Origin of the sequence: Pediococcus acidilactici (assembly GCA_024970065.1) — a bacterium.
Taxonomy (GTDB): domain Bacteria; phylum Bacillota; class Bacilli; order Lactobacillales; family Lactobacillaceae; genus Pediococcus; species Pediococcus acidilactici_A.
In genome coordinates this window covers 1,088,661-1,115,133 of the sequence record CP103908.1, presented here as the reverse complement: position 1 = coordinate 1,115,133, position 26,473 = coordinate 1,088,661, and the positions used below count along the sequence as shown (strand labels likewise).

At 41.4% G+C, this 26,473-nt stretch carries 26 protein-coding genes; 23 read left to right on the top strand and 3 right to left on the bottom strand.

Going from position 1 to position 26,473, the window contains the following annotated elements:
- Positions 1-64 precede the first annotated feature (64 nt).
- From NYR25_05205 to NYR25_05170, 8 genes are all read left to right on the top strand, one after another.
- Positions 65-751, top strand: coding sequence for a LysM peptidoglycan-binding domain-containing protein (locus NYR25_05205; protein ID UWF33004.1), 687 nt, complete (start codon positions 65-67; stop codon positions 749-751).
- 15 nt (positions 752-766) lie between these two features.
- The gene (gene cmk, locus NYR25_05200; protein ID UWF33003.1) at positions 767-1,447 is read left to right on the top strand and encodes a (d)CMP kinase; all 681 of its coding nucleotides are present in this window, start codon (positions 767-769) and stop codon (positions 1,445-1,447) included.
- Between the two features lie 74 nt (positions 1,448-1,521).
- A complete protein-coding gene (gene rpsA / locus NYR25_05195; GenBank protein UWF33002.1) occupies positions 1,522-2,733 on the top strand; it encodes a 30S ribosomal protein S1 in 1,212 nt (403 codons plus the stop codon).
- 139 nt (positions 2,734-2,872) lie between these two features.
- Positions 2,873-4,180, top strand: coding sequence for a ribosome biogenesis GTPase Der (gene der, locus NYR25_05190; protein UWF33001.1), 1,308 nt, complete (start codon positions 2,873-2,875; stop codon positions 4,178-4,180).
- A gap of 184 nt (positions 4,181-4,364) precedes the next feature.
- On the top strand, positions 4,365-4,640 hold the full coding sequence (locus NYR25_05185) for an HU family DNA-binding protein (GenBank protein UWF33000.1): 276 nt from the start codon (positions 4,365-4,367) through the stop codon (positions 4,638-4,640).
- A gap of 35 nt (positions 4,641-4,675) precedes the next feature.
- Positions 4,676-5,977 (top strand): tetratricopeptide repeat protein, encoded by a 1,302-nt coding sequence (locus NYR25_05180; protein UWF32999.1) that lies wholly within the window; start codon positions 4,676-4,678, stop codon positions 5,975-5,977.
- Positions 5,978-6,044: 67 nt separating this feature from the next.
- A complete protein-coding gene (locus NYR25_05175; protein ID UWF32998.1) occupies positions 6,045-6,296 on the top strand; it encodes a hypothetical protein in 252 nt (83 codons plus the stop codon).
- 57 nt (positions 6,297-6,353) lie between these two features.
- Positions 6,354-6,824 carry a nucleoside 2-deoxyribosyltransferase gene (locus NYR25_05170; GenBank protein UWF32997.1) on the top strand — a complete coding sequence of 157 codons (471 nt, stop codon included), beginning with the start codon at positions 6,354-6,356 and terminating at the stop codon, positions 6,822-6,824.
- 67 nt (positions 6,825-6,891) lie between these two features.
- Here the strand turns inward: NYR25_05170 and NYR25_05165 are convergent, their stop codons facing one another.
- A complete protein-coding gene (locus tag NYR25_05165) occupies positions 6,892-7,761 on the bottom strand; it encodes a YitT family protein (GenBank protein UWF32996.1) in 870 nt (289 codons plus the stop codon).
- A 115-nt stretch (positions 7,762-7,876) separates the two neighbouring features.
- Between NYR25_05165 and NYR25_05160 the strand changes: the two genes are divergently transcribed.
- The 10 genes from NYR25_05160 (at position 7,877) to NYR25_05115 (ending at position 17,317) form a co-directional block, all read left to right on the top strand.
- Positions 7,877-9,085, top strand: coding sequence for a CCA tRNA nucleotidyltransferase (locus NYR25_05160; GenBank protein ID UWF32995.1), 1,209 nt, complete (start codon positions 7,877-7,879; stop codon positions 9,083-9,085).
- Between the two features lie 2 nt (positions 9,086-9,087).
- Complete coding sequence (locus NYR25_05155; GenBank protein UWF32994.1) at positions 9,088-10,986, top strand: ABC-F family ATP-binding cassette domain-containing protein; 1,899 nt, start codon at positions 9,088-9,090, stop codon at positions 10,984-10,986.
- A 4-nt stretch (positions 10,987-10,990) separates the two neighbouring features.
- Complete coding sequence (locus tag NYR25_05150) at positions 10,991-11,941, top strand: thymidylate synthase (protein ID UWF32993.1); 951 nt, start codon at positions 10,991-10,993, stop codon at positions 11,939-11,941.
- 15 nt (positions 11,942-11,956) lie between these two features.
- Positions 11,957-12,439 carry a dihydrofolate reductase gene (locus tag NYR25_05145; GenBank protein UWF32992.1) on the top strand — a complete coding sequence of 161 codons (483 nt, stop codon included), beginning with the start codon at positions 11,957-11,959 and terminating at the stop codon, positions 12,437-12,439.
- Positions 12,440-12,633: 194 nt separating this feature from the next.
- Positions 12,634-13,479 carry a DegV family protein gene (locus NYR25_05140; GenBank protein UWF32991.1) on the top strand — a complete coding sequence of 282 codons (846 nt, stop codon included), beginning with the start codon at positions 12,634-12,636 and terminating at the stop codon, positions 13,477-13,479.
- Between the two features lie 61 nt (positions 13,480-13,540).
- Positions 13,541-14,491, top strand: coding sequence for an SGNH/GDSL hydrolase family protein (locus NYR25_05135; protein ID UWF32990.1), 951 nt, complete (start codon positions 13,541-13,543; stop codon positions 14,489-14,491).
- Between the two features lie 9 nt (positions 14,492-14,500).
- Positions 14,501-15,091 (top strand): YpmS family protein, encoded by a 591-nt coding sequence (locus tag NYR25_05130; GenBank protein UWF32989.1) that lies wholly within the window; start codon positions 14,501-14,503, stop codon positions 15,089-15,091.
- A 31-nt stretch (positions 15,092-15,122) separates the two neighbouring features.
- Complete coding sequence (locus tag NYR25_05125; protein ID UWF32988.1) at positions 15,123-15,347, top strand: YozE family protein; 225 nt, start codon at positions 15,123-15,125, stop codon at positions 15,345-15,347.
- Positions 15,347-16,774, top strand: coding sequence for a S41 family peptidase (locus NYR25_05120; protein UWF32987.1), 1,428 nt, complete (start codon positions 15,347-15,349; stop codon positions 16,772-16,774). Before NYR25_05125 ends, NYR25_05120 begins: the two co-directional genes overlap by 1 nt.
- Before the next feature lie 189 nt (positions 16,775-16,963).
- Positions 16,964-17,317: an arsenate reductase family protein gene (locus NYR25_05115; GenBank protein ID UWF32986.1), complete on the top strand. Its 354-nt coding sequence runs from the start codon at positions 16,964-16,966 to the stop codon at positions 17,315-17,317.
- Between the two features lie 145 nt (positions 17,318-17,462).
- Here NYR25_05115 and NYR25_05110 read toward each other — a convergent pair whose 3' ends face one another.
- Positions 17,463-19,016, bottom strand: coding sequence for an APC family permease (locus NYR25_05110; protein ID UWF32985.1), 1,554 nt, complete (start codon positions 19,014-19,016; stop codon positions 17,463-17,465).
- Between the two features lie 404 nt (positions 19,017-19,420).
- Between NYR25_05110 and NYR25_05105 the strand changes: the two genes are divergently transcribed.
- Positions 19,421-19,771: a hypothetical protein gene (locus NYR25_05105; protein UWF32984.1), complete on the top strand. Its 351-nt coding sequence runs from the start codon at positions 19,421-19,423 to the stop codon at positions 19,769-19,771.
- Positions 19,772-19,900: 129 nt separating this feature from the next.
- Here the strand turns inward: NYR25_05105 and NYR25_05100 are convergent, their stop codons facing one another.
- Positions 19,901-20,317 carry a TIGR02328 family protein gene (locus tag NYR25_05100; GenBank protein ID UWF32983.1) on the bottom strand — a complete coding sequence of 139 codons (417 nt, stop codon included), beginning with the start codon at positions 20,315-20,317 and terminating at the stop codon, positions 19,901-19,903.
- A gap of 272 nt (positions 20,318-20,589) precedes the next feature.
- On the opposite strand from NYR25_05100, the gene NYR25_05095 reads away from it, so the two are divergent.
- From NYR25_05095 to NYR25_05080, 4 genes are all read left to right on the top strand, one after another.
- The gene (locus tag NYR25_05095) at positions 20,590-22,047 is read left to right on the top strand and encodes a helix-turn-helix domain-containing protein (protein ID UWF32982.1); all 1,458 of its coding nucleotides are present in this window, start codon (positions 20,590-20,592) and stop codon (positions 22,045-22,047) included.
- A gap of 217 nt (positions 22,048-22,264) precedes the next feature.
- On the top strand, positions 22,265-22,921 hold the full coding sequence (locus NYR25_05090; GenBank protein UWF32981.1) for a WxL domain-containing protein: 657 nt from the start codon (positions 22,265-22,267) through the stop codon (positions 22,919-22,921).
- On the top strand, positions 22,908-23,969 hold the full coding sequence (locus NYR25_05085; protein ID UWF32980.1) for a DUF916 and DUF3324 domain-containing protein: 1,062 nt from the start codon (positions 22,908-22,910) through the stop codon (positions 23,967-23,969). Before NYR25_05090 ends, NYR25_05085 begins: the two co-directional genes overlap by 14 nt.
- A 328-nt stretch (positions 23,970-24,297) precedes the next feature.
- Positions 24,298-26,340 (top strand): hypothetical protein, encoded by a 2,043-nt coding sequence (locus NYR25_05080; protein ID UWF32979.1) that lies wholly within the window; start codon positions 24,298-24,300, stop codon positions 26,338-26,340.
- Positions 26,341-26,473 lie beyond the last annotated feature (133 nt).

Sequence of the window (26,473 nt, the reverse complement as noted above, 5' to 3'; positions counted from 1 at the left end):
CGTAGTCATTCTAAATAAAATATTGTAAAATACATCATATTGGTATGCATTAGGAGGACGAACATTGAGTAGCAAAAACAAGAAAAACAAAAAGGCAATCAAAAAGACTTCGTCAGACGAAGTTACTGAGGAACAAACCGCAAATGAAAAAGCAGCGGATACGCAAAAAGAACCGGCTGTTGACCAAACTACGACTGCTGAAAAAGCAGCTCCTGCCGAAGAAACGGCAAGCAAGTCGGAACGTGGTGAATTTCATAAACAGAAAAAACGTACTAAAACCATTGTCGGTTCAATGATTTGGGTGGTAATTATTTTGGCGATTGCGTCGTTAGCTTATTACATGACTCAACGGCAAGATTTCCAACAAAAGACGGCTAACACCACTACCACGCAAGTTGCTAAATCAAGTAAGAAACACTCGGCAAGTAAGGCTAAGTCATCTTCGAAGAAAGCTGAAAAAGAGGCGTCATCTGCTAAGAGTTCAACTTCATCAGTGGATAAGCAAAGTGAAGCTAAATCTAAATCGGCGGCATCATCAGCCTCAACGGAAGCTTCATCAAGCAGTACGACTACAGAATCTTCAAGTAGCGTAAGCTCTGCAGAAGGTGCTTCTTACGCAACGGTACAAGCTGGTCAAGGAATGTACCGGGTCGCGGTTAATAACGGAATTTCTGTTCAGAAGTTAATGGAATTAAACGGATTAAGCAGCAACTCCGAAATTGAACCAGGACAACAATTAAGAGTAAGGTAGGTCGTTAGTTAGTTTATGGACAAGAAATTACAAATTGCAATCGACGGACCCGCATCAGCAGGAAAAAGTACGGTTGCTAAAATTGTCGCAAAAGATTTAAGTTATGTTTATTGTGATACGGGAGCAATGTATCGAGCAGTTACTCTAAAAGCAATGCAAAATCATTTTGACTTGAATGATGAAGAAAAAATTGCGGCAATGTTGAAGGAAACTAAGTTAAATTTTGAACCCGGTGATCCCGTACAGAAGGTCTTTTTGGATGGTCAAGAAGTAACGGAAGCGATTCGGCGAACGGACGTAACTAATGCCGTTTCCACCATTGCAGCTCAAGAGCAAGTGCGAAAAGTACTGACGGACTGGCAACGTGATTTAGCTAAAGATGGTGGTATTGTAATGGATGGTCGGGACATTGGCTCGGCCGTATTGCCTAATGCGGAAGTAAAGATTTTTCTCGTGGCTAGTGTCCAAGAAAGGGCTGAGCGCCGTTACAAGGAAAATATTGCAAAAGGCATGAATACAGATTTAGAACAATTGAAAAAAGAAATTGAAATTCGGGACCATAAAGATTCTACCCGTGAAATTTCTCCACTTACTAAAGCTGACGACGCAATCGAGGTAGACACTACTGCCATGTCGATTGAAGAGGTGGTTCAAAAGATTTTAGACATTGTTCATGAAACTGTATTCAGAAAGTAATAACAATTACTAGCAATTATGCAATTTTTTCGATATTATATAAGTATAAGTGCTGTAAAAGGGGGATTATTCGGATGGCCGAAAATGATGTTAATCAAAACAGTGATTTACTCAACGCAATTAACAGCGTTGAAGAAGTAAAAGTTGGTGACGTAGTTACTGGCGAAGTGCTTGATATTGATGACGATCGTCAAGTGATCGTTGGAATTCAAGGTGCTGGTGTGGAAGGTGTCGTACCTTTACGTGAACTTTCTACGCAACATATCGACAATATTAACGACGAAGTTAAAATTGGTGACGAACTAGAACTTGTAGTTATTTCACGGATTGGCGACGATAAGGAAGGTGGCAGTTACCTACTTTCTCGTAAGCGTCTCTTAGCTCGTAAGGTTTGGAAAGAAATCGAAGAAAAGGCTGCTAACGACGAAGAACTTGAAGTACCAGTTACTCAAGTTGTTAAGGGTGGTTTAGTAGTTGATGCAGGAGTACGTGGATTTATCCCTGCTTCAATGATTGAAAACCGCTACGTTGATGATCTAAATGCTTACAAGGGTCAAACTCTTAAAGTTAAGATTATTGAAATCAAACCAGAAGACAACCGTTTGATTCTTTCACACAAGGCAGTTATCAATGCTGAACGCGCTGAAAAACGCCAAGAAGTATTGAGCTCATTAAAGGAAGGCGAAGTTGTTACTGGTAAAGTAGCTCGTTTGACTAACTTTGGTGCTTTTGTTGACCTTGGTGGAATTGATGGACTTGTTCACATTTCAGAAATTTCATACGAACGGGTTGAAAAACCTTCTGACGTCCTCAAGCCTGGCCAAGAAGTTCAAGTGAAAGTTTTAAGTGTTGATCCAGAAAGAGAACGGATTTCACTTTCAATCAAGCAAACTCAACCAGGTCCTTGGGAAAATATTGCAGAAAAGGCTCCAGTAGGTGCTGTTTTAGATGGTAAAGTAAAACGGTTAACTGATTTCGGTGCATTCGTTGAAGTCTTCCCTGGTGTTGAAGGATTAGTACACATTTCTCAAATTTCTCACAAGCACATCGCTACTCCAGCAGATGTTCTTGAAGAAGGTCAAGACATTAAGGTTAAGGTACTTGAAGTACACCCAGAAGAACGCCGTTTGGCATTATCAATCAAGGCTTTAGAAGAAGCTCCAAAGAACGAAAAGAAGGCTTCTAAAGCTCCTGCAACTGACTACAGCAAGGATATGCCAGAAGAAACAACTGGTTTCACACTAGGTGATATCATTGGTGACAGTCTTAAAGATTCAGATAAATAATTCAAAAAATTGTTAGGATTAATAATTTAACATGTCAAGTGCTAGATTATGCCTATCAACTCAGTTAGAAAGGTCTTGGCGGAGAATGATAGTCTGTCCAAGACCTTTTTAATGTTGTATTTAGAAAGGGGGCCAATTGATGGGAAATCCAACTGTAGCAATCGTTGGCCGACCAAACGTCGGAAAATCAACAATTTTTAACCGCATTGCGGGGGAACGGATCTCGATTGTTGAAGATACACCGGGTGTGACCCGTGATCGGATTTACACCCATAGTGAATGGTTAGGCCGGAAATTCAACTTAATTGATACCGGTGGAATTCAAATTGGTGAGGAACCATTTTTAGAAGAAATTCGGGATCAAGCCGAATTAGCAATTAACGAAGCGGACGTGATTATTTTTATTGTAAGCGTGCGTGAAGGGGTTAGTGACGCGGACGAAGCGGTTGCTAAGATTTTATATAAAGCTGATAAACCAGTTATCCTAGCGGTTAATAAGGTTGATAACCCGGAATTACGCCAAGACATTTATGACTTTTATAGTTTAGGATTCGGCGATCCGTACCCACTATCCGGAAGTCACGGGCTTGGTTTAGGGGACTTACTAGACGCAGTAATTGCTAATTTTCCAGATAAAGAAGAGCAAGAAGACGATGAAGCGATCCGCTTTAGCTTGATCGGACGGCCAAACGTGGGAAAATCTTCGCTAGTAAATGCCATCTTGGGCGAACAACGGGTGATTGTTTCTGACATCGCGGGTACGACCCGGGATGCAATCGATACGCGTTTTACCAGTAATGGTGATGAATTTGTGATGGTCGACACTGCCGGGATGCGGAAAAAAGGTAAAATTTACGAAAATACCGAACGTTATAGCGTAATGCGTGCGATGAAGGCCATTGATAACAGTAACGTAGTTTTAGTGGTGCTGAACGCCGAAGAAGGTATTCGCGAACAGGATAAGCGAATTGCTGGCTATGCCCACGAAGCCGGGCGGGCAATCGTAATTGTGGTAAACAAATGGGACAAGCTTAAAAAGGATAACCATAGCCTTTCTAACTTTGAACAGTCAATTCGACAAGAGTTTGCCTACCTTAGTTACGCACCGATAATCTTTGTTTCTGCCGTTACAAAACAACGTTTATCGCAACTTCCTGCGTTAATTAAACGGGTCGACGAAAACCACCGGCGACGCGTCCAATCTTCTAGCCTAAACGATGTCCTTATGGACGCAATCGCGGTGAACCCTACGCCTAGTGAAAATGGCAAACGACTACGGGTTTACTATGGAACGCAAGTTAGCGTGCAACCGCCAACTTTCGTGATTTTTGTTAACGATCCAGACTTAATGCACTTTTCATACGAACGCTTTTTGGAAAACAAAATCCGCGAGGCATTCGACTTTGAGGGAACACCTGTGCATTTAATCGAGCGTCGTCGAAAGTAATTCTTAAATAAGTATTATAGATGCCGTTTTTAATGCAAAAAGCGCAAAAAAGCTTGTCACAGCGGTCTCTGTGTGATATATTTCAAGTTGAAATAATAACAGATTATTGTTTCACCGTTTTTGATTTTTCAAAAATGACAAAACACCTTGTTTTGATAAACAAAATTCAGGAGGTGAAATATACATGGCAAACAAAGCAGAATTAGTTGAAAATGTTGCTAAGAAAACTGGTTTAACCAAGAAGGATGCAACAGCGGCTGTTGAAGCTGTATTTGGCTCAATTCAAGATGACTTGAAGAAGGGCGACAAAGTTCAATTGATCGGTTTCGGTACTTTCGAAGTACGTAATCGTGCAGCTCGTAAGGGTCGCAACCCACAAACTGGTAAAGAAATTGAAATCGCAGCAAGCAAAGTTCCAGCATTCAAGCCTGGTAAGGCTTTGAAGGACGCTGTTAAATAAGCGGATTTCTGAACTTGGGTCAGCATAGCTCTGTTATGCTGGCTTTTTGTTTGCCTGTAAAAATTATGAATCACGAAGATGCAAATTATTCCCAAAGAGCACTCGATGCCCTAGAATCGGGTCAAATTGATGAATTTAATCGGCTATACGGTTGGGCATTAAGAAAAGATGATGATGAAACCCTTTATAATTTAGCGGGAGAGCTCTATGCTTTGGGGTTTGATGGCAAAGCACTCCGCATCTACGAAAAATTGATTGATCGGTATCCTAGTGATCACGAGCTACCAGTGTTGGCGGCTGAAATTTTAGTAGATCAAGGGGAAAATGACCGGGCTTTAGAAAACTTGGAAAAAATTCCCGAAGATTCAGAATTTTACGTTTCGGCGTTAATGGTGGAAGCGGATCTTTACCAAACGGAAGAGTTATACGAAGTTTCGGAAAGAAAGCTTTTAGCGGCCGAACAACTTGCACCAGACGAGCCAGCCATCCAACTTGCCTTAGGAGAGCTCTATTACACCATTCAAGACTATCCTAAGGCCGTAGCGTACTATCTTAAGCTGATTAAGCAAGGAATCCCCATGATGAGTCAGATTAACATTGTCGAGCGTTTAGCGGCTTCCTATGCAGCTTCTGGCAAGTTTGAAAAGGCAATCGCCTATTATGAACAGATTCATGAAGAAGATTTGACTCCCGACATTTTGATGCAAGAGGGGATCACCTACTTACAACTTGACGAAGTACAACGCGCACAGACGGTGCTGGAAAAAGTTGTCGATATGGACTCATCGTATAGCAGTGTTTACCCTTACTTGATCGATGCATACCGGCGTGATGAAGAATGGGATAAAGGGTTAACTGCGGCCCAAGAAGGATTGGCAGCTGACCAATATAATCCCGACCTTTATTTATTAGCCGCTGAAATGGCAGAACACGCGCATGATGATGAGTTAGTTGAGAAGTACTTGCAAAAAGCAGTGGAATTGGCACCAGATAATCAGGCAGCCGTAATTCGGATTACTGACTTTTATAACCGGCAAGGACGTTATGCAGACACGTTAAGTTACGCTACGGATGAAATCACGGATGCCCAGTTAAATTGGAACGTGGCGCTTGCCGAGTGGAAAACCGAAGACTTTGCGGGAGCGCAAAAGCATTTTGCCGCAGCCGCGACGGATTTAGCGGATTCGGCTCCGTTCTTATTGGACTGGTACCACTTTAGTAAGGAAAATGGTCAACTTGAACAGGCGGTGGACGTGGCTCGTAAGTACGTCAAGCTAGTTCCAACCGATTTGAATATGCAAGATGAATTAGAAGATTTGGAGGTGCAGGGCTATTAACCGTTGGCAAGATAATTATAAAATTAAGGACTGGGCGCCTAAATTTAATAAAAAAATGGTGGAAGTTATGCGCAAAAATCAGTTTACGGCTGACCAACCAGCAGATTTTACGGATTTCAACGCCGCAAGTTTTAACGAACAACAAACGCTAATGAAGAACGTGATCGCCAAAAATTACCAAATCAAATTGTTAACTAGTTTCAACGAACGGACCGTTTACGGAGTCGTTGGTAAGAACGCAACCAACCAGTTTTTTTACGCGCTCGATAAGAACCTTCCCGAAAAAATTTCGGATGTGGAGTTAAAAACATTGCTCTAAAATGCCCTTAGCTATGTTATAGTTTTATTACACAAGGCTAAAGGAGTGATTGGAAGAATGGCAAATTCAGTATATTTAGCAGCACCTTTCTTCAGTGATTTACAAATTGAACGGGTACGGAAGGTTGAAGAACTTTTAAAGAAAAATTCGACAATTGACGGCGACAACATCTACGTTCCAATGGACCACCAGTACGAGACGGAGAAATTTGGTTCGTTTAAGTGGCAAGTTGGCGTGTTTGAAGCAGACGTTCGTCAAGTTCGCAAATCGGACGTAGTGGTCGCAATTCTTGATTATGCTAAACAAGGTGAAGAAGTAATTTCAGATCCTGGAACGGTATTTGAAATTGGCGCCGCCTTTGAAAATGGAAAACCAGTTATCCTAGTTCAATTTGACGATACCGACAAGATTAACCTCATGTTGGCTCGCAGTCACGCAGCATTCTTCCATGGAGAAGATATTGAAAAGTTAGCAACTTACAATTTTGACGAGCTAACTCCAATGTATTCTGATTTAACGGTATTTTAATTGCTAGTTAAACACTGATAATAAAAATGCAGGAATTGCCAATTGGCAACTTCTGCATTTTTTGTATTTATTCAGGTTGTTTATCAGAATCGTAAGTGAACCCTTCGCCAATGGCTTCATGCACGTCGATTACGGAAGTAAATGCACGCGGATCGACACGTTCAATAATTCGTTTAGCTAAGTTAAGTTCGTTAGGGCCGATTACGCAGTAAACCATTTGCCGTTCGTTATTAGAATAAGCACCCGTCATTTTTATGTAACTAGCGCCGCGTCCCAGCTCATCCATAAGCGCTTCTGCGATCTCTTCATTCTGGTCGCTAATGATGATTAAACCGTGCCCGGCGTAAGCCCCAACTTGGGTTAGAGAAACTAAGCGAGAGAAAACGTAGGCGGCTAACAGCGTATACATCATATGCAAAACGTCAATATAACAAAGCGAAACCGTTAAAACAACCGCGTCGAGTGCAAAAAGGGTATGACCCATTGCAATTCCGCGGCGTTTTTCCAAAATCCGGGCAACCACGTCAGTGCCGCCGGTGGTGCCTCCAAAACGGTAGACGACCCCGCTTCCAAAGCCCCCCGCAATCCCGGCTAGAATACCGGCAATGAACATATCGTGGTGGATGTCTAAGCTAATGGGGATGCGTTGCCAAAAGTACAACCAAAACGAAAGTGCTAACGTTCCAAAAATGGTGTAGATTAGGGAGCGTTTGCCTAAAAAACGGTACCCAATTAAAATCAGTGGAACGTTGATTAACAACGTTGAAAGCGCGGGGTCAATTCCTAGCAAGGCGCGCAATATTAGAGTTACCCCGGTGATTCCACCTTCCGCAAGGTGATTGGGGATGTTGACCACTGCAAGGCCCAATCCGTACAGACAGCAGCCTAGCGTGATCATGACGAAATCTAACAACCGAATTGATTCATCTTTTTGCATAAACAACCTCCTTATTTCTTATGCAGTACTTGCAAATATCATACCATAGAAGTGGAACTTCCTTTTCAAAATCCGGGCGGTTTCTGGTAGTATTAAATGTGGATTGGATGTGAGAATGGTGCAGTTAGAAAAAATGCCACAAGAGTTTGAAGAGGCACGAAACGTGTTACAACAAATCGAAGAAGCTGGATATGAAGCTTATTTTGTGGGCGGTAGCGTCCGGGATACGTTGCTTGGTAAGCCCATTCACGACGTGGACATTGCGACGAGTGCTTATCCCGCTGAAATTAAACAAATTTTTAAACGAACCGTTGATACGGGAATCGAACACGGAACCGTAATGGTTTTAACTGGCGAACATAGTTACGAAATCACCACTTTTCGAACGGAAAGTGGTTACCAAGATTTTCGGCGGCCTGATCAGGTTACGTTTGTCCGGTCACTAAAGGAAGACTTAATGAGGCGTGATTTTACCATCAACGCCTTTGCCTTACGGGAAGATCGAACCGTTATCGACGTTTTTGACGGTTTAACTGACCTTAAACAACACAAAATTCGCGCGGTCGGCGATCCTAAGGCCCGTTTTCATGAAGACGCCTTACGGATGATGCGCGGGGTGCGGTTTGCTAGTCAATTAGATTTTGTGATTGAACCTCAGACGCTAGCGGCCATTAAAGTGAATAGTAGTTTGTTAGCTAAGATCTCGGTGGAACGGACCTTAGTAGAGTTTCAAAAAATGATGTTAGGAACCAACCCTAACCGGGGGTTAGCTGACATGGTAGCAACGCGGCTCAATGAATATTGTCCAGGATTGGCTGGCAAGGGAGCCGTATTACAGTCCATGCTAGCTTATCCGCTAAGCCAGTTAGAAAACGAAACCCAAGTTTGGGCGCTTTTAGCATGGATGTTGCAGCTACAGGGCGCACAAATCAACCACTTTTTAAAGCAGTGGAAGACCTCTAACGAATTGATTCGCCACGTTACGGCGACCGTCCGGGTACTTACCATGTTGAAAAATGACGGGATAGACCGAATGATTTTATTTGAAGCCGGGGCTGAGAACGTTGCTAACGCAGTCCGGGTGGCGCAAATCTTAGGACACGACGCCCACGAATGGTTGGATACCTACCAAACACTACAAATTAAATCCCCTAAAGAATTAGCAGTGACCGGTAAAGATTTGATTGCAAACCAGATTGTCACTCCGGGACCTCAAATGGGTCGGATTTTAAATGCCTTAAAAACCATGGTAATTAACGATCAGTTACCAAACCAACCAGAGGCGTTGTTTACAACAGCACGAAAATTAGGGAAAGATGATTGAGAATGAAAACATTAAAGGCTAAAAATTTAACCAAAACATACGGAGAAAAGCAGCTCTTTCAATCGATTAATTTCACCATCAACGAAAACGATCGAATCGGGTTGATCGGGACGAATGGATCGGGAAAAACCAACCTCTTAAACGCGGTGGCCGGAATTGACCCAGCTGATAGCGGCGAATTTGAAGCCCCTAACGATTACCGAATTGCCTACTTAAAGCAAAGTTCGGAGATTAACCAATACGAAACGGTCCGGGACTTTATTTATAGTGGTGACCAAGAAGTTTTTCGGGTAATCAAACGTTACGAACAGGTTTTAGCGGAATATACCGATAATCCCACCTCGAGCACGATTTTTGAGAAGTTTACCAAAGCAGAAGACGAAATGAACCGGCTGGACGCCTGGAATACCGAAAGTAATATCAAGACGATTTTAACGCAGCTCCACGTAGATATGCTGGATGCGCCGATTAACCAACTATCAGGGGGCCAGGTAAAGCGGATCGCGTTAGCACAGGCTTTGTTAGAACCCGCGGATTTGTTGCTACTGGACGAACCCACTAATCACTTGGATTTTGACTCAATTGAGTGGCTAGAAAAGTATTTAGCCGATTACAAGGGCGCTCTCTTACTAGTTACCCACGACCGGTACTTTTTAGACCGGGTAACCAACCACATCTGGGAACTAAGTTTTGGGCACCTTTACGAATACGAAGGTAATTATGCTAAATACGTGGAACAAAAGGCGTTACGCGAACAGCAAAACGAAGCTAGTCAAGAAAAGAAGTACAAGATTTATAAGCAAGAACTGGAATGGATTAAACGAGGTCCTAAAGCCCGAGGAACAAAGCAACAAGCTCGGATTAATAAGTTTGAGAAACTTGATCAAGACGTGCACGCGCCTAAAGAAATTGACCAAGACGTTGAGATTGGTCTAACTCAACAACGATTAGGTAAAAAAGTCATTGAAATCAAGCACCTTGACTTGCAAGTGGGGAATCACCCGATTGCTCATGACTTTACTAAGTTGATTCAAGCTGGTGACCGAATTGGAATTACCGGAGCTAATGGAGCGGGCAAATCTTCCTTCCTCAACGCGATTGCTGGGAAGCTCCCCATTCAGGGCGGAACGATCGACATTGGTGAAACGGTTAAAATCGGTTACTATACTCAAAAGATGGAACCCATTCCGGAAGACAAACGGGTGATTAACTATATTAAGGAAATTGGTCAAGAAGTTGTTAACCGGGACGGTGAAAAAATTAGCGTCACTAGTTTATTAGAACAATTCCTCTTTCCAAAGTTTATGCACGGAAGTTTAATCAAAAAACTTTCGGGCGGTGAAAAACGGCGGCTGTACTTGATTAAGGTCTTAATGCAGCAACCGAACGTCTTATTACTAGACGAACCGACGAACGATTTGGATATTGCCACCCTAACCGTGTTGGAAAACTACCTCGAACATTTCAACGGGACCGTTTTAACGGTTTCTCACGACCGCTATTTCCTTGATAAGGTTAGTGATCAGTTGTTGATTTTTGATGGTAACGGGCAAATTGAACAATACACTGGTCAAATTAGTGACTACCTTAAACAGCGGGCGCAAACCACGGCTACTAACGCTGCCACACCTAAGTCCCGAACGGAACCAACTCCCGTGGCCAACAAACCGAAAAAGAAGAAAAAAAGAACCTATGCCGAAGAAAAAGAATGGCAGACAATTGAAGCAGAAATTGATAAACTAGAACAAAAATCTAAATCAATCACGGAACAAATGAACGAATACGCCGCGGATTATGGCAAACTATCGGAGCTTCAGGCCGAACTCAACCAGGTATCTGATGAATTAGAAGCTAAAATGGCGCGTTGGGAGTATTTGGAAAGTTTTGAAGAAGGGGAGTAACGGGATGCTCGAAGAACAATACCTAAATCTAGAAAGATATGTTTTAGAAAATGGTCACCAAAAAAATGACCGGACGCAGACGGGAACCTTGAGTACCTTTGGTTACCAAATGCGGTTTGACCTCAGTGAAGGATTCCCACTTTTAACTACCAAACGGGTACCGTTTGGCCTAATTAAAAGCGAATTAATGTGGTTTTTGAAGGGCGATACGAATATTCGCTATTTGTTACAACATAAGAACCATATTTGGGACGAATGGGCCTTTAAAAAGTGGGTTGAAAGTAGCGAATATGACGGGCCAGATATGAGCGATTTTGGGCACCGTTCCTTGACCGACCCGGCTTTTAACGACCAGTACCAAATCCAAAAAGAACGGTTTACTAAGTTGATTTTGGAAGACGACGACTTTGCCGCTAAGTATGGCGATTTGGGGAACGTGTATGGAAGCCAGTGGCGGGCGTGGAAAACCAGCACTGGAGAAACAATCGACCAAATCGAAAACGTAATTGATTTGATTAAGAACCATCCTGACTCCCGCCGGATGATCGTGACCGCTTGGAATCCGGAAGACGTGCCGACGGCTGCTTTGCCACCATGTCACTCGTTATTCCAATTTTACGTAGCCGATGGCAAGCTAAGTTGTCAACTCTACCAACGGAGTGGTGACATTTTCCTCGGGGTGCCGTTTAACATTGCTAGCTATGCATTGTTAACGGAAATGATTGCTAAAACTTGCGGCCTCGAAGCGGGTGAGTTTGTGCATACTCTTGGAGACGCGCACATTTACAGTAACCACATTGCCCAGGTTAAAGAACAATTAACTCGCGATCCCCGGCCAGCTCCGCGGTTGAAATTTAACCAGGTGCACGAAAATATTTTTGATTACGAACCGGCGGATATTGTGGTGGAAGGCTACGATCCGCACCCAACCATTAAGGCTCCGGTAGCCGTTTAAAATTAGGAGAAATGCATGATTACAATGATTTGGGCGGAAGATGACTGCCATGGAATTGGGCGCCAACAAGCTATCCCGTGGCACATTCCGGATGATATGGCTTTTTTCCGGCAAACCACGCTGGACCATGCGGTAATTATGGGGCGCAAGACCTTTGAGTCGATTGGTCGACCATTACCGCGGCGTACCAATTTTGTACTAACCCATCAACCAGAACAGCTGCCTTCTGGGGTTCGGGGCTTTTCTTCTTACGAAGAACTATTAGCCAGTCTCGAAAAAACGGAAAAGTATTACGTGATTGGTGGTTCCACGGTGTACCGTAGGCTAATGGTGGTTGCCGATGAACTATTGATCACGAAGGTGAAGGGCGATTTTCAGTGTGATGTTTTTGCTCCCGAAGTGGATGAACAAAAATTTATGCTACAAGAACAACGCCCCGGAACGAGTTCCTCCGCGGTTCCAGACCATGTTTTTCAGCGGTGGATCAAACGCAATTAAGTTGCAAGTAAAATAACCTTCAAAAATCACTGGCAACAGTGGTTTTTATTAAAAAACGGCATTATTCAGCCAAAAATTAACAGAGATTGGTATAATGATATTATTAAGCAAGCGAGTTTTACTAACTTAACCAGAAGTGTTGATTGACGTTGGTTAGCTCGCAATAATTATGATACAAGGGAAAGTGGAAGCAAATGACTCAAATTAAAATTGTCACCGATTCATCCTGTGGAGTAACGGATGAAGAAATCAAAAAATATAATATCTCAATCGTACCATTGAGCGTGATGATTGATGACACCGTGTACGTAGAAAGGGAGACCATTTCTAACGAAGAATTTATCCAAAAAATGGCCGAGTCAAATTCACTCCCTAAAACTAGCCAGCCCCCATTGGGTAAATTCGTTGAAATGTTTGACCGGTTAGGTGCAGACGGCAGTCAGGTGATTAGTTTTAACATGCTTGCGGCAATTAGTGGAACGGTGCATACTGCACAGCAAGCTGCGGAACTAAGTAAATCTGACGTGACGGTGGTTGATAGCCAATTTACCGACCGGGCGTTAGCTTTTCAAGTCATTGAAGCGGCAAAGATGGCCCAAGCTGGGGCAACTAAAGAAGAAATTCTTGACCGGGCTGCTTATATTCGGGACCATACCAAGCTATACCTAGGCATTGTTAACCTAGAAAACCTGGTTAAGGGTGGCCGACTTAGTAAAGTTAGCGGGATGCTTGGTGGATTGTTGAACATCAAGCTATTATTACAGGTAAAAGACGGTAAACTCGACGTAGCTAACAAGGTTCGTGGTATGAAGGCCATGAAGAAGGTTTGGCTGGATATTTACGAAGAAATGAAACAAAGTGGCAAAATTAAATCAGTGGGAATCTCACACGTACACGCCAATGAAATGGTTGAAGACATGAAGAAACATGTGGGAGAACTTTTCCCCGTAAAAGATATTGTGGTTCGTGAAACCGTACCGATTATTGCCACCCATACCGGGATGGGCGCATTTTGTTTATTATATTACAGTGAAGACTAACCTTTAGGGCTAAAATCGAACAAGCGGTTTTGGCCCTAATTTGGTTTAAGAGTGAGGAAAAATGAAAAAAGTTTTAAAAGAAATCATGTTCAGCATCGTGGGATTGCTTTTAATCACTACGCTTTTTTTGTGGGCCATGGGCTTCTTTAAAGCTTCACCGTCCCACCACCCGGCTAACCCTACGCCCGTTACTGTTAAGAAGAAAGTAGATTTAAAAACCAAAAAGACTCAGCCTGCAACGGCTCAGGTAAAGATCCTTGCCCTGGGAGATTCTTTGACTCAAGGAGTGGGGGACACCCAGGATAAAGACGGTTATCAAAAGCGGTTGAAAAAGCAGATTGTACAAAATCAGTTAGCAGGTAAGGCAACCGTCTACGACGAGGGGGTCAGTGGCGAGCGCAGTGATGAAATTTTACACCGTTTGCAAAGTACGAAGCGGATTCAAAAAGAGGCCGCTAAAAGTGATGTTTTGGTGGTAACCGCTGGCGGCAACGACCTTTTTCAAAATTTACAAAAAAACGTTAGTGAATCAGAAAGCCAAATTCAAGTGCGGGTTAATAAAGTTAGTTTGGAATATCAAAATAATTTACGGAAAATTTTTGAAATTGCCCGGAAAAACAACCCCAAAATAAAGATTGTGATGGTGGGAATCTACAACCCGTTTTACGTGTATTTCCCAAACGTTACTAGCATCTCCCAAGCAGTCACCACGTTTAATACGACTGCTAAGGCAACGATTGATGAGTTTGACGACGCCGCTTTTGTTAACATTGATGCCTTATCAAAGGGACAATTTACCACCAAGCAACAAATTAAAAAGTTGAAAAAGCAAAGTACCGAAGATAATATTGCGGTGGTGGAAAAGAGTCGGGTTGAAGCTCGAAAAGTAGATAGCAAAGAAAAAAATGCATACCTATCAGATGAAGATCATTTCCACCCAAATGACAAAGGGTATGATATGATGACTAATAAAATCAAATCCGCTTTGCAAAAATTAGACGTTTTTGATTAGGGGGGCGGAATGAACAAATATTTATATAATTTTTGGAAATGGGGTTTTTTGTCTCTGTTAGCTTTATTATTAGCGGGGAGCGTATACGTGGGCTTCAAGGCTAGTTTGCCAGTGCCTCAGTATGAAAAAACGGCTAAAAAGGATCCTCATAAATACGATCAAGTGCCGATCACGCTAAATAAAACACAGCTAAATGACTTAAGTGCCGCATATCTAACTCAATTTCAGAAAAGTAAGGATTTTACTTACCAATTTAAAATTGGTAAACGATACGCCATTTTAGGTGGTCAAATCGAAGTTTTGGGACAAAAGGTTCAATTTGCCTTAACGATGGTGCCTTCGGTCACTAAAGGTGGCAACATCCGGCTCAAGGCACATAGCCTATCCGTAGGGACGTTAAAGCTGCCCGCTAAGGTAGTTTTAAAATATATTTCCCGCAATTATGAGTTGCCTAAATGGGTAATCATTAATGGAGACCAAGCCTTATTAAGGTTAGACCAGATTAAGACAACCAATAAGGTTAGTTTCCAAGTTGAAAAAATTGATATTACGCACGATCAATTTAAGTTTATTATTAACGTGCCCAAGTCAACGAATTAGCGTTAGGACGCTAAGGATAAGGAGGAATATTTTGAGGAAAACATTTTACCAGTTTTTAATAACCCAACGGAATCCGGAACCTAACGATGAAGTTGAAGAATTTGCAAACCAAGCTTTTTTTGACCAATCATTTCCTAAACAGGACCGTGATTTTGAAGAAATTAGTAAGTATCTGGAGCTCAACGGGAGCTACTTGCAAAGCATGACCATTTTTGATCAGGCTTGGCAACGATACTTGGAAAGTGAACAAAATTAATGAAAAAATTTATTAATCGACACCCGTTCCTTACCGTAGTCGGCTCGGTAATTTTTGGGAGCGTCATTACTTTAGCAGGCGTGATGACTTTTTTGTTCGGGTTTACGAATTCGACAGCTAACCACCAAACCGATCTTAATCGAATTGCGAGTGTTTATAATCAAATTAACTCCAACTACTATCGCAGCGTGGATTCTGATAAGTTAGCTACTGGGGCAATTAACGGAATGCTGGCTACTTTAGATGACCCGTTTTCTGATTACCTCACGGATAGCGACGCTTCTTCACTGAATGATAGTGTGGCGGGCTCCTTTGGAGGAATTGGGATTCAAGTGATTAAAAAGGATGGCCACATTGAAATAATGTCCACAATTGATGGAACCCCTGCCCAAAAAGCAAAACTTAAGGCTGGGGATCAAATTACCAAGGTCAATGGTAAATCAGTCGCTAACCAGTCATTATCAAAAACGATGAACGCAATGCGGGGAAAGGTTGGAACCACCGTCGAGATTGAACTGCAACGGGGGAACACGACCTTTACCAAAAAACTTAAACGGGCGAAAATTCCGGTTGAGACAGTCACCGGGAAAATGTTAAAGAACAAGGTTGGCTACATTACGATCTCATCCGTAGCAGAAAAAACAGCTAGTGAATTAAAGAAGAACCTTAAAAAATTAGACCAGCAGGGTGCCAAATCATACATTATTGACGTCCGTAATAATCCGGGGGGACTCATGCAACAAGCGTTGAAGATGTCTTCAATGTTCTTAAAAGACGGCCAACCAATCATGCAAGTAAAGACCCGGAACGGAAAGCCGGAAGTTTATAAGGCTAGCCATAAGTTAGACGGGGGCTACAAAGTTAAGAAACCGGCCGTAGTCATTATTAACGGTGAAAGTGCCAGCGCTGCCGAAATTTTTGCGGCGGCTTTGCATCAATCAGCGGGAATTCCGTTGGTGGGTGCACAAAGTTATGGAAAGGGAACCGTGCAAAACATCACCCAGTACACGGATAATGACGAACTTAAGCTAACGATTGCCAAGTGGTTGACTCCGGATGGAACCTGGATCAATAAAAAGGGCTTGAAGCCGGATTATAAGGCTGACTATCCTGAGATGGCCTATATCACCACGTTTAATCACCACAAGACCTATCAAGTTGGTCAAAGTGGCACCGATATTAAGAATTTACAAATTGCCTTGAAAGATTTGGGATACTATTCTGGTAAAGTTACCAAAAACTACACGAACGATGTTGCGCAGGCCGTAAAAGATTATCAACAGGCTAATCATCTAGCGGTTACCGGAAAAACTGACGCGAAGACCATTCGTTCTATTGAACAAGCGGTAATCGACGCACTTTCAAAGAGTGACCCCGCCCTAAATAAAGCGGAGCAAGTGCTCGCTAAGCAAAATAAGCGTGTATAAAAATCCTTTAACAGGAGCTCTAGTTAGTAAACATAATTAGGATCGAGCCATTAAGTTGGCAAGATCCTTTTTTAATACCGATTTTCAAAATAATAGGGGATTTTTTAATAAAAGCGATTGAAGTCTGGTGCTCTAGATAAAAATTGTAGTATCATGAGTTAAAGTTTAGATATGCCTTAGGAGGTTATTATGCCCACTTTTTATTGTTATTCTAAGTGTAGTACGTGTAAAAAGGCCGAAAAATGGCTGAAAGAACGTGATGTTTCCTATAAAAAAATTGATTTGGTTGAGCAGCCCCCAACTAAAGCTCAATTACTGGATGTTTTTGCTAAAAGTGATCAAAGTCTGCGTTATTTTTTCAATACCAGTGGAATGGACTACCGTAAGATGAAACTTAAAGATAAGGTAGATACGATGTCAAAGGAACAAGCGGCGGAATTAATGTCGCAGAATGGCAAATTGATTAAACGTCCGCTAATGGTGGACGATACCAAGGTTACCTGTGGGTTTAACACTACGGTATATGAAGAAAATTGGCTTTAAACTGAAAAAATTTATACAAGCTGGAATAAAAACTAGGTTAGGAAAATGATCCGACAGCTCTGCCACTCCTAGTTTGGTCCCACGTAAAAAAGGGAAACCAATTCATTTGCGAATTGATTTCCCTTTTATTTTTACATTAGCTGGTTTACTTTTTGACGCGGTTATTAACCTCTCGTGCATTACCAAACGAGACAGTGATAATTCGGCTGCGCATTCCCCAAACGTAAAAAATAAACGCCGCCACAATAATTATTATAAAGTCAAATGGGTAATGAATTATATTCTTACCGTTAAAATCAGCACTACCAATGTAAGACATGATGGAAAGAAAGATTAGATACACAATTAACCAAAGACTACTACGTAGCTGGCTAAGGGTTTCTTTCCAATGTAAACGCCACTCGTAATATATGAAAATTGGTAAGCCAAGTAAAATAACCAGGATAACTTCTACCGTCGTGGGCCACATTGCCCAGTAAATAGCTAAGGAAGCTAAGATGAAGGCTAACGGAGCCATGAATTGAATTGCTTTTAACCGGACGGGCCGGTTGAAACGCGAGGCCATCTTTCTTAACGAAACCACCGTAATCGGGCCCGTTAGGTAAGCAATTAAGGTCGAAGTTGAGATGACACTTGCTAAAGTACCCCATGACCTAAAAATCGAAACCATTACCATACTTAAAACGGCATTGAAGGCCATTGCAATCCGTGGAATTCCATACTTAGCATTGATCTTCCCTAAAATTTTGGGGAAATGCTTATTACTCGACATGGCGGCTAAGGCCCGTCCCGTTGAAGCAACGAAGGAAACCCCGGTACCAAACGGTGAAATAAAGGCGTCCAGGTAAAGTAAGACCGACAGCCAGTGAATCCCTAGGAGGATTGCTAAATCGGCAAAGGGAGATTCAAAATTAATCCCGTGCCAACCTGATTGAGCGATCAATGAACTTGGAATCGAAGTAATGTAGGTGCTTTGTAAAACTAAGTAAAGTACGGCACTAATCAAAAGGGAGATCCCCACACCCAAACCAACGTTTCTTTTAGGGTTCTTAACTTCATTGCCCATATTAATTACCGTCTGAAAGGCATTGAAGGAAAAAATAATTCCAGAAGCCGAGGTGGCAGCAAAGATTGAAGCCGATCCGTACGGCATAAATTCGGTTAAAGAATGGCCGTAATTTTCTGGATGAAAACCGCTTAACGTTAAAAAGATGATGGTGATTAAGGGCACGGCAATTTTAAAGATTGAAATTAAGCTTGTAAATCGGGTTAATAAGGATACCGACCAGTAATTTAGGAGGGTGAAGATTAGAATAAAGCAGAACACTACTAACAAACCACTGGTGGTAATCGTCCCATTTTTGAAAAAGTGATGAGTCCATTTAGCCCAAGCCCACGGCCAAGTACTCATGTATTGGACCGAAGCGACGGCTTCAATGGGAATTAAAGTTATTAAAGAAATCCAATTGGCCCAAGAGGCAATAAAGCCTACTAACGATCCGTGACTGTATTGGGCAAATTTACTCATTCCTCCGGATTCAGGAAACATCGTGCCTAGTTCGATGTAATTATAGGCAATTACTGCAATCACGATAAAACCAATTATCCAAGAAAAGATTGCTGCCGGGCCAGCCACCGAAGCGGCTTCCATTGATCCAAAAAGCCATCCGGAACCAATTAGAGAACCAAGTCCGAGCATTACTAGCTGAAAAAGATTTAGTTTTTTAATAAAAAATACGCTCCTTAATTTTTTGATTAATAAGGAAAATGTTAACGTATTTGTAGGTATAAATCAAATTGGTATAGGGTGTTTTAACGTTGGCAGCAAAACGATCTTCGCAACGGGTAGGAAAATTTTGATGGCTATTCGTCAAGCTAGTCGTTGATTTTGGTGTCTTGGAAGCGTAGCTAAATTAGAAACGGGATAGTTTTGTTATTTACAGGTTAGGGAGTTGCTCCTTGAACAGTGGAATTTGAAAAGAATCACCCAAAAAATACATTAAGAAACCATAAAGAATATTGCGGCTTGGCTCCTAGTTGAAGTGTGGTGTTAAAATTCAAGTAAAATTTGACTTTACGGATGGGAGGAGCGGGAGGAGCATTTTGGATAATGATAACGATTTTATCATGAAGCAAGTGAAGTCTTTCGCGGAAGGCTTGAGTTACGTCCTTGGGAAGAAAAGAAACGGGGATATAGAGGTTGTGTTTAAGCAAGAAAACCAACAAAAAAATAAATTTTTTGCAGAAATAGATCACAACTTTAATAAAGAAAAATATTTTGAGGCAATTCAATCTTTTTTTAAATTGAAATATGAACTTGAGCCCAAACACTACCTCCAAATTGGATATCAGCTTCTAGATAAATTAAAGGAACGATTAGCTGACGAAGATGACCGGGTTTTATTCTTAGAAAAAAGATTACAAAGTTTTAAAGCGCGATGGGTGGAAAAATAGAATTATTTCATGGAACCAAAGATTGCCGTATTAGAAGGTTAGATAGCAAAAAAATTCAAAAATATAGATGATTTTTAAATAAGATAAGCCCAAAAAGAAGATAGTATTCGGGTAGAATTCCTTAAGTCACTAGCGCAGACCAGTTTTGTCTGCGCTTTTTTTAGTCTTTTTACCTTTTTCAATCAATATCTGAATTCCCTTAGACCTCAAATTTTCCAAGCATTCTGTCAAATATTGTTGGTCATGTTCGGGATAAATTGGGTCGGTGAGCGGACAAGGTGCCAATGCTAAATAAGCTGGGCAATGTAACCCGCGATAAGTAGGGTCGAACCACTTGGCATCAGGGTGGTATCCCCGCGCCTGCATTTCAGCCATTACTAACAAATGAAATTGGTACAACTTGTATGGCGAATGGGTGAAAACATAATCGACGGTTGCATGTTTTTTGCCCCAACCCTTGCCGCGGAGCGCCGCGACTTCCCGGTGCTGCCCTAAAAGCTGGGCCCGGGGCAGTTTGGAAATTAATTTTTCGTGCCATAAGCGCATAAACTTGCCTCCTGCATTAATTTAGTTTAAGAATAGCCTAATCAAAGAATAAATGGAATTATCTTGACTGAGGAATTTTTACTTAAGCTTTACTATTCAGCCCAGTTAAACCAGAGATGTATTTTTTTGATGAATATGGTATAAATAGCTACAAAAATAGCAATATTTGACTTATTTTCAATAGATAACCCACTAATTAAGTGAAAGAGTGTCTTAAATGGTGGGCTTTAGCTTACTATATTCAATTTGAACTTGACTTTTGGGGGGGAAAAATGAAAACGTTTTTGACAGCATCGTCTTTAAAAAAGGTGATTTTATTAGATTATTTATTAGAAAGTACTACCTGGCGCTCAAGCAAAGAGCTTGCAAACGTAATCGGCGTAACGGAAAAGTCGATTTTAAATTACCTCGAAGAATTTCAGCAATTATTTAAGGAAACCGGACAAAAAATTCAGCTATTTAACGACCATAATAAAAATTTTCAAATTGTAAAGGAAGAGGATTTCCCCATTTATTCTTTTTATTTAAAATTTTATCGGTCTTCTTATAATTATAAGTTAATTGACTTCATGTACCACCATCCGAACCAGCGGTTAACTGATTATGCAGAAAGCCAGTTTACGAGTTTATCAACGGTTTTTCGATACGCCAAACTATTAAAGCCCTACTTCAAACGTTACCAATTACAATTTTTGCCGTACCGTTTAGAACTAAAGGGCAGTGAAACCAACATTCGGAGTTTTTATTACTATTTTTATTGGAACTCGACTCGGGAGATAAAGAATAATTGGCCGTTTAGTACTAAGTTACCGGAAATTGAAACGGTTATTGCTAACTTTGAAAGGGTGTATGAGATTGTTTTAGAACCCCTCCAACACAAAACTTTTGCTTATTGGTTAGCAATTACGCTAGAGAGAAGTAAGGTAGCCACTGTATTAACGGATGAAACAAAGCAAATGGTGATTGATAGCGATCCAAATTTCAACCTAATGAAAAAATGGAATAAAATGTGCGACCTTCCGTTAAGCAGAGATGAGCTGTATTTTCTATATCAAGTGATATATGATTTTGGGATTATCGATGGTAGTCCTAACTACGAAAACAGCTATGCGTTAGCTCATCAGCAAAGTCAAACGGATTCCTACCTAGCCGTAATGAATTTGGCTAAGGTAGTCAAAGAAAATTTTGGTTTCCAACTAGCAACTGACGATCTAGAATTGATGTTTAACTTTATTGCGTTTCATGAACGGAGCGTTTTTTTTCACGGTAATCCCGACGTGTTTTTTAATCGATCTTACATTACGGAATTAAAAACGGAGCGCCCAAGGGAGTTTCAAATAATGCAGGAACTTCGCCATCGACTTTTAAAGCGTGCCCAACCGGCAGTTAAAGCTTTACTAGCTAATTGGCAGCAGCTATTTCTAAATTATTACTTTATTTTAGATTATTACGATCTCTTTGCTAAAAAAGTTACGCCTATCAAAATTTTAGTGCAGGATGATTTGCATCACACCCACCGATTGTGGTTGATGAATAAGGTGCGTACTTACTTTGGCCATTCCTTTGCGTTTGAGTTTTACGATTACCAAACGCCCATTGCAGAAGTAGATTTAGTGATCTCTAACTATTACATTGACACTGGAGGTACACCATTAATCTTAATGAAGAATTTGCCTACGGAACGTAACTGGCGACAACTAGGAGCAAAGCTTTATCAATTAACTAAATAAATCCAAGGACGAATTGTTTTTGGAGATCGTAAACCCCAATAGTTTCCAAACCTCTCAAGATAATAAACAGTCTTGGGAGGTTTTTTGCAAATATTAGACAAACGCCCTTTAATTTTTTTCCAAAACAAGAAAAAAGTTGGACTAGTAACTAAAAAAGGAGCGTGCGAGAATGTTTTTAAATCGATGAGGTTGATTAAATTTAAGGAGGAAGTATTCAATGAATAAGAAAGCAATGATCACAAGTCTTGCGTTAGGAATGTTAGTTTTAAACGCGCCCACGGTGATGGCGTCGCAGATTTCCGAGGCAACTAATAAAACGGACGTAACTCTGACCGCTGGTTCTGGTAAAGATATTCATCCAGTCGTTCCTGATGATACCCATGATGATGATTCTGGAATGGGTGACGTGGGTTCGTTATCAATCCCGTATGCTTCAAACATCACGTTTGGACAACAGGAAATTAAGGCAGAAGATACGGACTATTATGCCTTAAACAAAAAGCCTCACGTACAGGTTAACGACACCCGTGGCGGCGCGAAGGGCTGGAGTTTGGGTGTAGCAATTTCACCTTTCGTAGGTGCTAACGGAAAAGAATTAGTGGGGGCCAAGATGTCCCTTACGAATGGAAAGGTAGTGACTAAAAATAACCAATCCGCCATGCCTAAAATCACCCAAAACACTTTTGAATTAAATAAGGAATACCAAGAAGTAATGACGGCTAAGGAAGGCCAGGGAGCCGGAGCATTTGCAGCCGTATTTGAAGGAAAAGATGGGGAAAACGAGAATGTTAAACTTCACGTACCGCGTGCTGGCGTAGAAGCACAAAGTTATTCAGCTGATTTAACTTGGGTGTTGACCGATGCACCATCTTAATCCACTTAAGCAAAATCCAAAGCGATATTTTCTGCGCTTTGTTCTAGTCTACGTATGCAGTGTTTTACTAGCGTTAGTTTTTTCCGGCACTATAAATGCAAACGCAAAATCAAATAACCGGGTAACTTTTGATGCGAAAGCGATTTTGCCGAAGAATCAACAATCTGATGCCAGCTATTATGATTTACGGGTGCGCCCGGGAGCTAACGAAACGTTATTTATCAAACTGCGCAATCTTACTAGCGAAAAGCAAACGATTATTATTAAAACTAATAATGCGGTCACCAACCAGAACGGTGCCATTGATTATTCGAAATCTAAGGCTAAGCTACTAGGAGAACCGGCTTTCAAGCAAATGATTTCGGGTCCGCAAACCGTTACGTTGAAACCTAAGGAAAGCCGCAAAGTGGACTATCGTTTGAAAATCCCCGCGAAGGGATTTGAAGGTACGGTTCTAGGTGGTTTTTATTGCTACGCTAAACCTACGAAAACAAGTACCAAGCAACAAAGCTTAAGTTTGATAAATAATTTTGCATATACTATTGGGGCAAAGTTGCGATGTTCAAATAATAAAGTACAACCCAAGTTATCGTTAAAAAAAGCTATTCCAGGATTAGAGAATGGTTACTTGACGGTGTTTGCAACTTTACAAAATTCAGCGCCGACGTTGTTAAGCAAGTTGGACATGCGGGCTACCGTAACCAAAGCGGGACATCAAAAGGTGTTAAAGGAAACTAATAAGCAAATCTCAATTGCCCCCCGGTCGCGTTTTCGATTGCCGATTAGCTGGGACAACCAGCCCTTAAAAAGTGGCAGATATGTTTTAAAGATTGTTCTAAAAAGTGCTACTGGTAAAAAATGGCAACTTAGTAAAGAATTTACAATTACGGGTGCCGATACCAAACTAAACCAAAAGGCGGTGGAGCTTAAAAAGCTCGCTAATAACCTGCTGATTTACCTAATCATGGGTCTTTTAATCGGAGTGATTTTACTTCTGAGTGGTTATATTTATCGGATGAAACGGAAAGATAATAAAACGGAGAAATAAGATGAAATTTTGGGGTGGGTTAGTTGTATTAACATTACTGTTTAACGTAAAGGGGGTGGTGCTGGCCAACGAGCGCACCAATAGTGAAGTAGGTATTACCTTTTACCAAAAAACGACCGCAAACCAAGTGGTACCAATGCAAAGGATTCCCCAACCAAGCCCAAATTACCTAAAGCGGCCTCCTGCAAAAAATCCTCGATTTCAATTTTTACCACAAACTAACGAAGAGATAGGTTTAGGGCTAGCTTGGGCAGGAATTTGTTTAGTTTGCTACGTTTTAGTAAAAAAAGCGTACCCAAAAATTTTTAAAAGGCAAGGGGGATGACGAATGAAAAAAGTTCATGGCTTAATTTTAGCAACTCTATTCGTGAGCTTCTGGTGGCTAACGGTTAGCGTGAAGGCTAGTCTAAGACCATTGCCCACTTTTGGAAATTTTCAGTGGGCTAACCAAACGGTCACCCCGGCTGATAACACCTTTATAATGCATAACGGTGCACATACGGTGGTGACTCCCTTGAGCGGAGATGCAACTGTAAATCGGTTAGTGGTTGATCAAAAAACTAACGAAAGCCGAGCGCTGGTAAAAAACGTTGGTTTTTACAAAGGTAAGTCGGTAAATTTACTAGTCACGTTAAAACGTAACAAAAGTAATTTAAAAGGGGGTTCGTTGAGCTTTTCTAAAACTTATTTTCTGGGTATTGACGTCGATGGGGAAGTAAAGGTGACCTATAATTTTGTTGATGAGCACGAAAATCCCTTAACCATTAAAACGGCCTTTAATTACTATGGACTCAATACAAATAAATATATTGGATACCAAAACCCCGATTCCGTCATTAGTGCGATTTACGCAAATAATCCCACCAACATTATGTATGACACGGAAGACCAGTGGATGTATTTGAAAAATATTACCGCCGGCGTCCCGTGGCGAGACCCGCGCCAAAGTTTTGAGGTGGTCACTAAGGCAATCTCGCAAGTCACGTTTGTGGTGCACAACAATGACAGTACGACTTCGTCACTAGTTTATTTGACCGAATTCTTAGCAAAACCGGAACTCGCTCCTGCTTACGCCGTGGATGGTAAGTTTGACCAAGCCGATCGAGATGTCTATTTAGCTGCACAACAAACGATTCCTAACACTAGTAACTTGGAAACGGAAGTTAGTTTTGATTTAACCCAGGTACAAAACTCTGAGCAGTATGTACCAGAACGCGTGGTAGTCACTAATTTTAACGGTGAGGACGTAACCAAATACTTTACCAGTCAAATTGAGGATCAAAAAGTTCAGATTAAAACCAAAGGATCTTCTGCTGATCAAATAAGCGATACAGCATTGAATTATAAAGTATATTTAAAATGGCGGGGAAAAGAAAAGCCAGTTGATCCCAAAAAAGTGATTGATGGTAAATTAACGCTTCCATTTGACATAACCGCCACCATAAATGGTCAATCCGTCGGTAAAAGCGGAGCAGTAACGGCAGTTAATTACATTGGTAAAGTAACGACCATGTTTTTAAACGAAGATGATGAAAGAATCCACGACGACCAAGTAAAAAGCGGGATCTTAACGACCAACTTTGACTTGGCAAACAACTATCCAGAAATCAAGGGATATTTTCCCCTTAAAAATGATCCCAAGAAGGATAAGGGGGTTTTTCAGCCTAGCGCCCAAACAGTCATTCACCGTTACCGGAAGGGCCAAGGGCTTAAATTTAAGCTAAAGGATGCCGACCTGGAACTTTATATTTCTCGTTTCACTAACAAAGGTAGACTTGCATTCACCTTTACGCACGAAGACAGCCAGCCGGTGAAGTTAATCGCCAGTTATGATGGAGAAAAGCGAGTGTTAAAGGATTATGTTAGCGCCGCTTCCTCAGTTAAGGATGAAGTCGAGTGGCAATGCCCCAAAAACTGGATAGATAAAAAAGTGAGTTTTTACATTGAAGACGACCATCACCAATCATCAAACAAGGAAGACCGGGTAGTTAGATTAGAATCCGGTCCGCAACTAACCTTACCATATGAAATTAACTTTGGTATTCACGAAATTCCCGGAGAAAAGCGTACCGTTCCGCTAGCCACCAAAGCAATTTTACGAATTAAGGATCGACGTAAAATTGATCAAGGTCGCTGGACTTTAAAGGTTCGCGAACGTCATCCCCTTACTAATCAAGATGGCCAAGTGCTTTCCCGGCGGCTTCTTTATCAGGGTACGCCAATTAACAAAGATGAACAGATTATTTATCAAACTACCGGAGACGCCACCTTAGATCTAAGCAAACTTCTCAAATTACAACTTAACCCTGCGGATCAAATCGGTGACTATCAAGGGGGACTGGGGTGGACCATCGAGCAAGCACCTAGTTAAAAAGTTGGTTATCTTAATCACGTGAAATTAGGGGATAACGTTGTCAGGATTATTAACCAGAAATGTCTTATATAAATATTACCAACTGTTAGACAAGGAATCCGCAAATAGCGGGTTCCTTTTTAAATTTCCT

What these genes read in the sequence shown, in the direction of transcription:
- NYR25_05120 (UWF32987.1), top strand. Translation starts at nt 15,347, where the DNA reads ATGAAAAAATTTATTAATCGACACCCGTTCCTTACCGTAGTCGGCTCG.
- NYR25_05145 (UWF32992.1), top strand. Translation starts at nt 11,957, where the DNA reads ATGATTACAATGATTTGGGCGGAAGATGACTGCCATGGAATTGGGCGC.
- NYR25_05185 (UWF33000.1), top strand. Translation starts at nt 4,365, where the DNA reads ATGGCAAACAAAGCAGAATTAGTTGAAAATGTTGCTAAGAAAACTGGT.
- NYR25_05115 (UWF32986.1), top strand. Translation starts at nt 16,964, where the DNA reads ATGCCCACTTTTTATTGTTATTCTAAGTGTAGTACGTGTAAAAAGGCC.
- cmk (UWF33003.1), top strand. Translation starts at nt 767, where the DNA reads ATGGACAAGAAATTACAAATTGCAATCGACGGACCCGCATCAGCAGGA.
- NYR25_05085 (UWF32980.1), top strand. Translation starts at nt 22,908, where the DNA reads ATGCACCATCTTAATCCACTTAAGCAAAATCCAAAGCGATATTTTCTG.
- NYR25_05165 (UWF32996.1), bottom strand. Translation starts at nt 7,761, where the DNA reads ATGCAAAAAGATGAATCAATTCGGTTGTTAGATTTCGTCATGATCACG.
- NYR25_05090 (UWF32981.1), top strand. Translation starts at nt 22,265, where the DNA reads ATGAATAAGAAAGCAATGATCACAAGTCTTGCGTTAGGAATGTTAGTT.
- NYR25_05175 (UWF32998.1), top strand. Translation starts at nt 6,045, where the DNA reads ATGCGCAAAAATCAGTTTACGGCTGACCAACCAGCAGATTTTACGGAT.
- der (UWF33001.1), top strand. Translation starts at nt 2,873, where the DNA reads ATGGGAAATCCAACTGTAGCAATCGTTGGCCGACCAAACGTCGGAAAA.
- NYR25_05095 (UWF32982.1), top strand. Translation starts at nt 20,590, where the DNA reads ATGAAAACGTTTTTGACAGCATCGTCTTTAAAAAAGGTGATTTTATTA.
- NYR25_05135 (UWF32990.1), top strand. Translation starts at nt 13,541, where the DNA reads ATGAAAAAAGTTTTAAAAGAAATCATGTTCAGCATCGTGGGATTGCTT.
- NYR25_05130 (UWF32989.1), top strand. Translation starts at nt 14,501, where the DNA reads ATGAACAAATATTTATATAATTTTTGGAAATGGGGTTTTTTGTCTCTG.
- NYR25_05080 (UWF32979.1), top strand. Translation starts at nt 24,298, where the DNA reads ATGAAAAAAGTTCATGGCTTAATTTTAGCAACTCTATTCGTGAGCTTC.
- NYR25_05100 (UWF32983.1), bottom strand. Translation starts at nt 20,317, where the DNA reads ATGCGCTTATGGCACGAAAAATTAATTTCCAAACTGCCCCGGGCCCAG.
- NYR25_05160 (UWF32995.1), top strand. Translation starts at nt 7,877, where the DNA reads ATGGTGCAGTTAGAAAAAATGCCACAAGAGTTTGAAGAGGCACGAAAC.
- NYR25_05140 (UWF32991.1), top strand. Translation starts at nt 12,634, where the DNA reads ATGACTCAAATTAAAATTGTCACCGATTCATCCTGTGGAGTAACGGAT.
- rpsA (UWF33002.1), top strand. Translation starts at nt 1,522, where the DNA reads ATGGCCGAAAATGATGTTAATCAAAACAGTGATTTACTCAACGCAATT.
- NYR25_05180 (UWF32999.1), top strand. Translation starts at nt 4,676, where the DNA reads ATGCTGGCTTTTTGTTTGCCTGTAAAAATTATGAATCACGAAGATGCA.
- NYR25_05150 (UWF32993.1), top strand. Translation starts at nt 10,991, where the DNA reads ATGCTCGAAGAACAATACCTAAATCTAGAAAGATATGTTTTAGAAAAT.
- NYR25_05170 (UWF32997.1), top strand. Translation starts at nt 6,354, where the DNA reads ATGGCAAATTCAGTATATTTAGCAGCACCTTTCTTCAGTGATTTACAA.
- NYR25_05110 (UWF32985.1), bottom strand. Translation starts at nt 19,016, where the DNA reads ATGCTCGGACTTGGTTCTCTAATTGGTTCCGGATGGCTTTTTGGATCA.
- NYR25_05155 (UWF32994.1), top strand. Translation starts at nt 9,088, where the DNA reads ATGAAAACATTAAAGGCTAAAAATTTAACCAAAACATACGGAGAAAAG.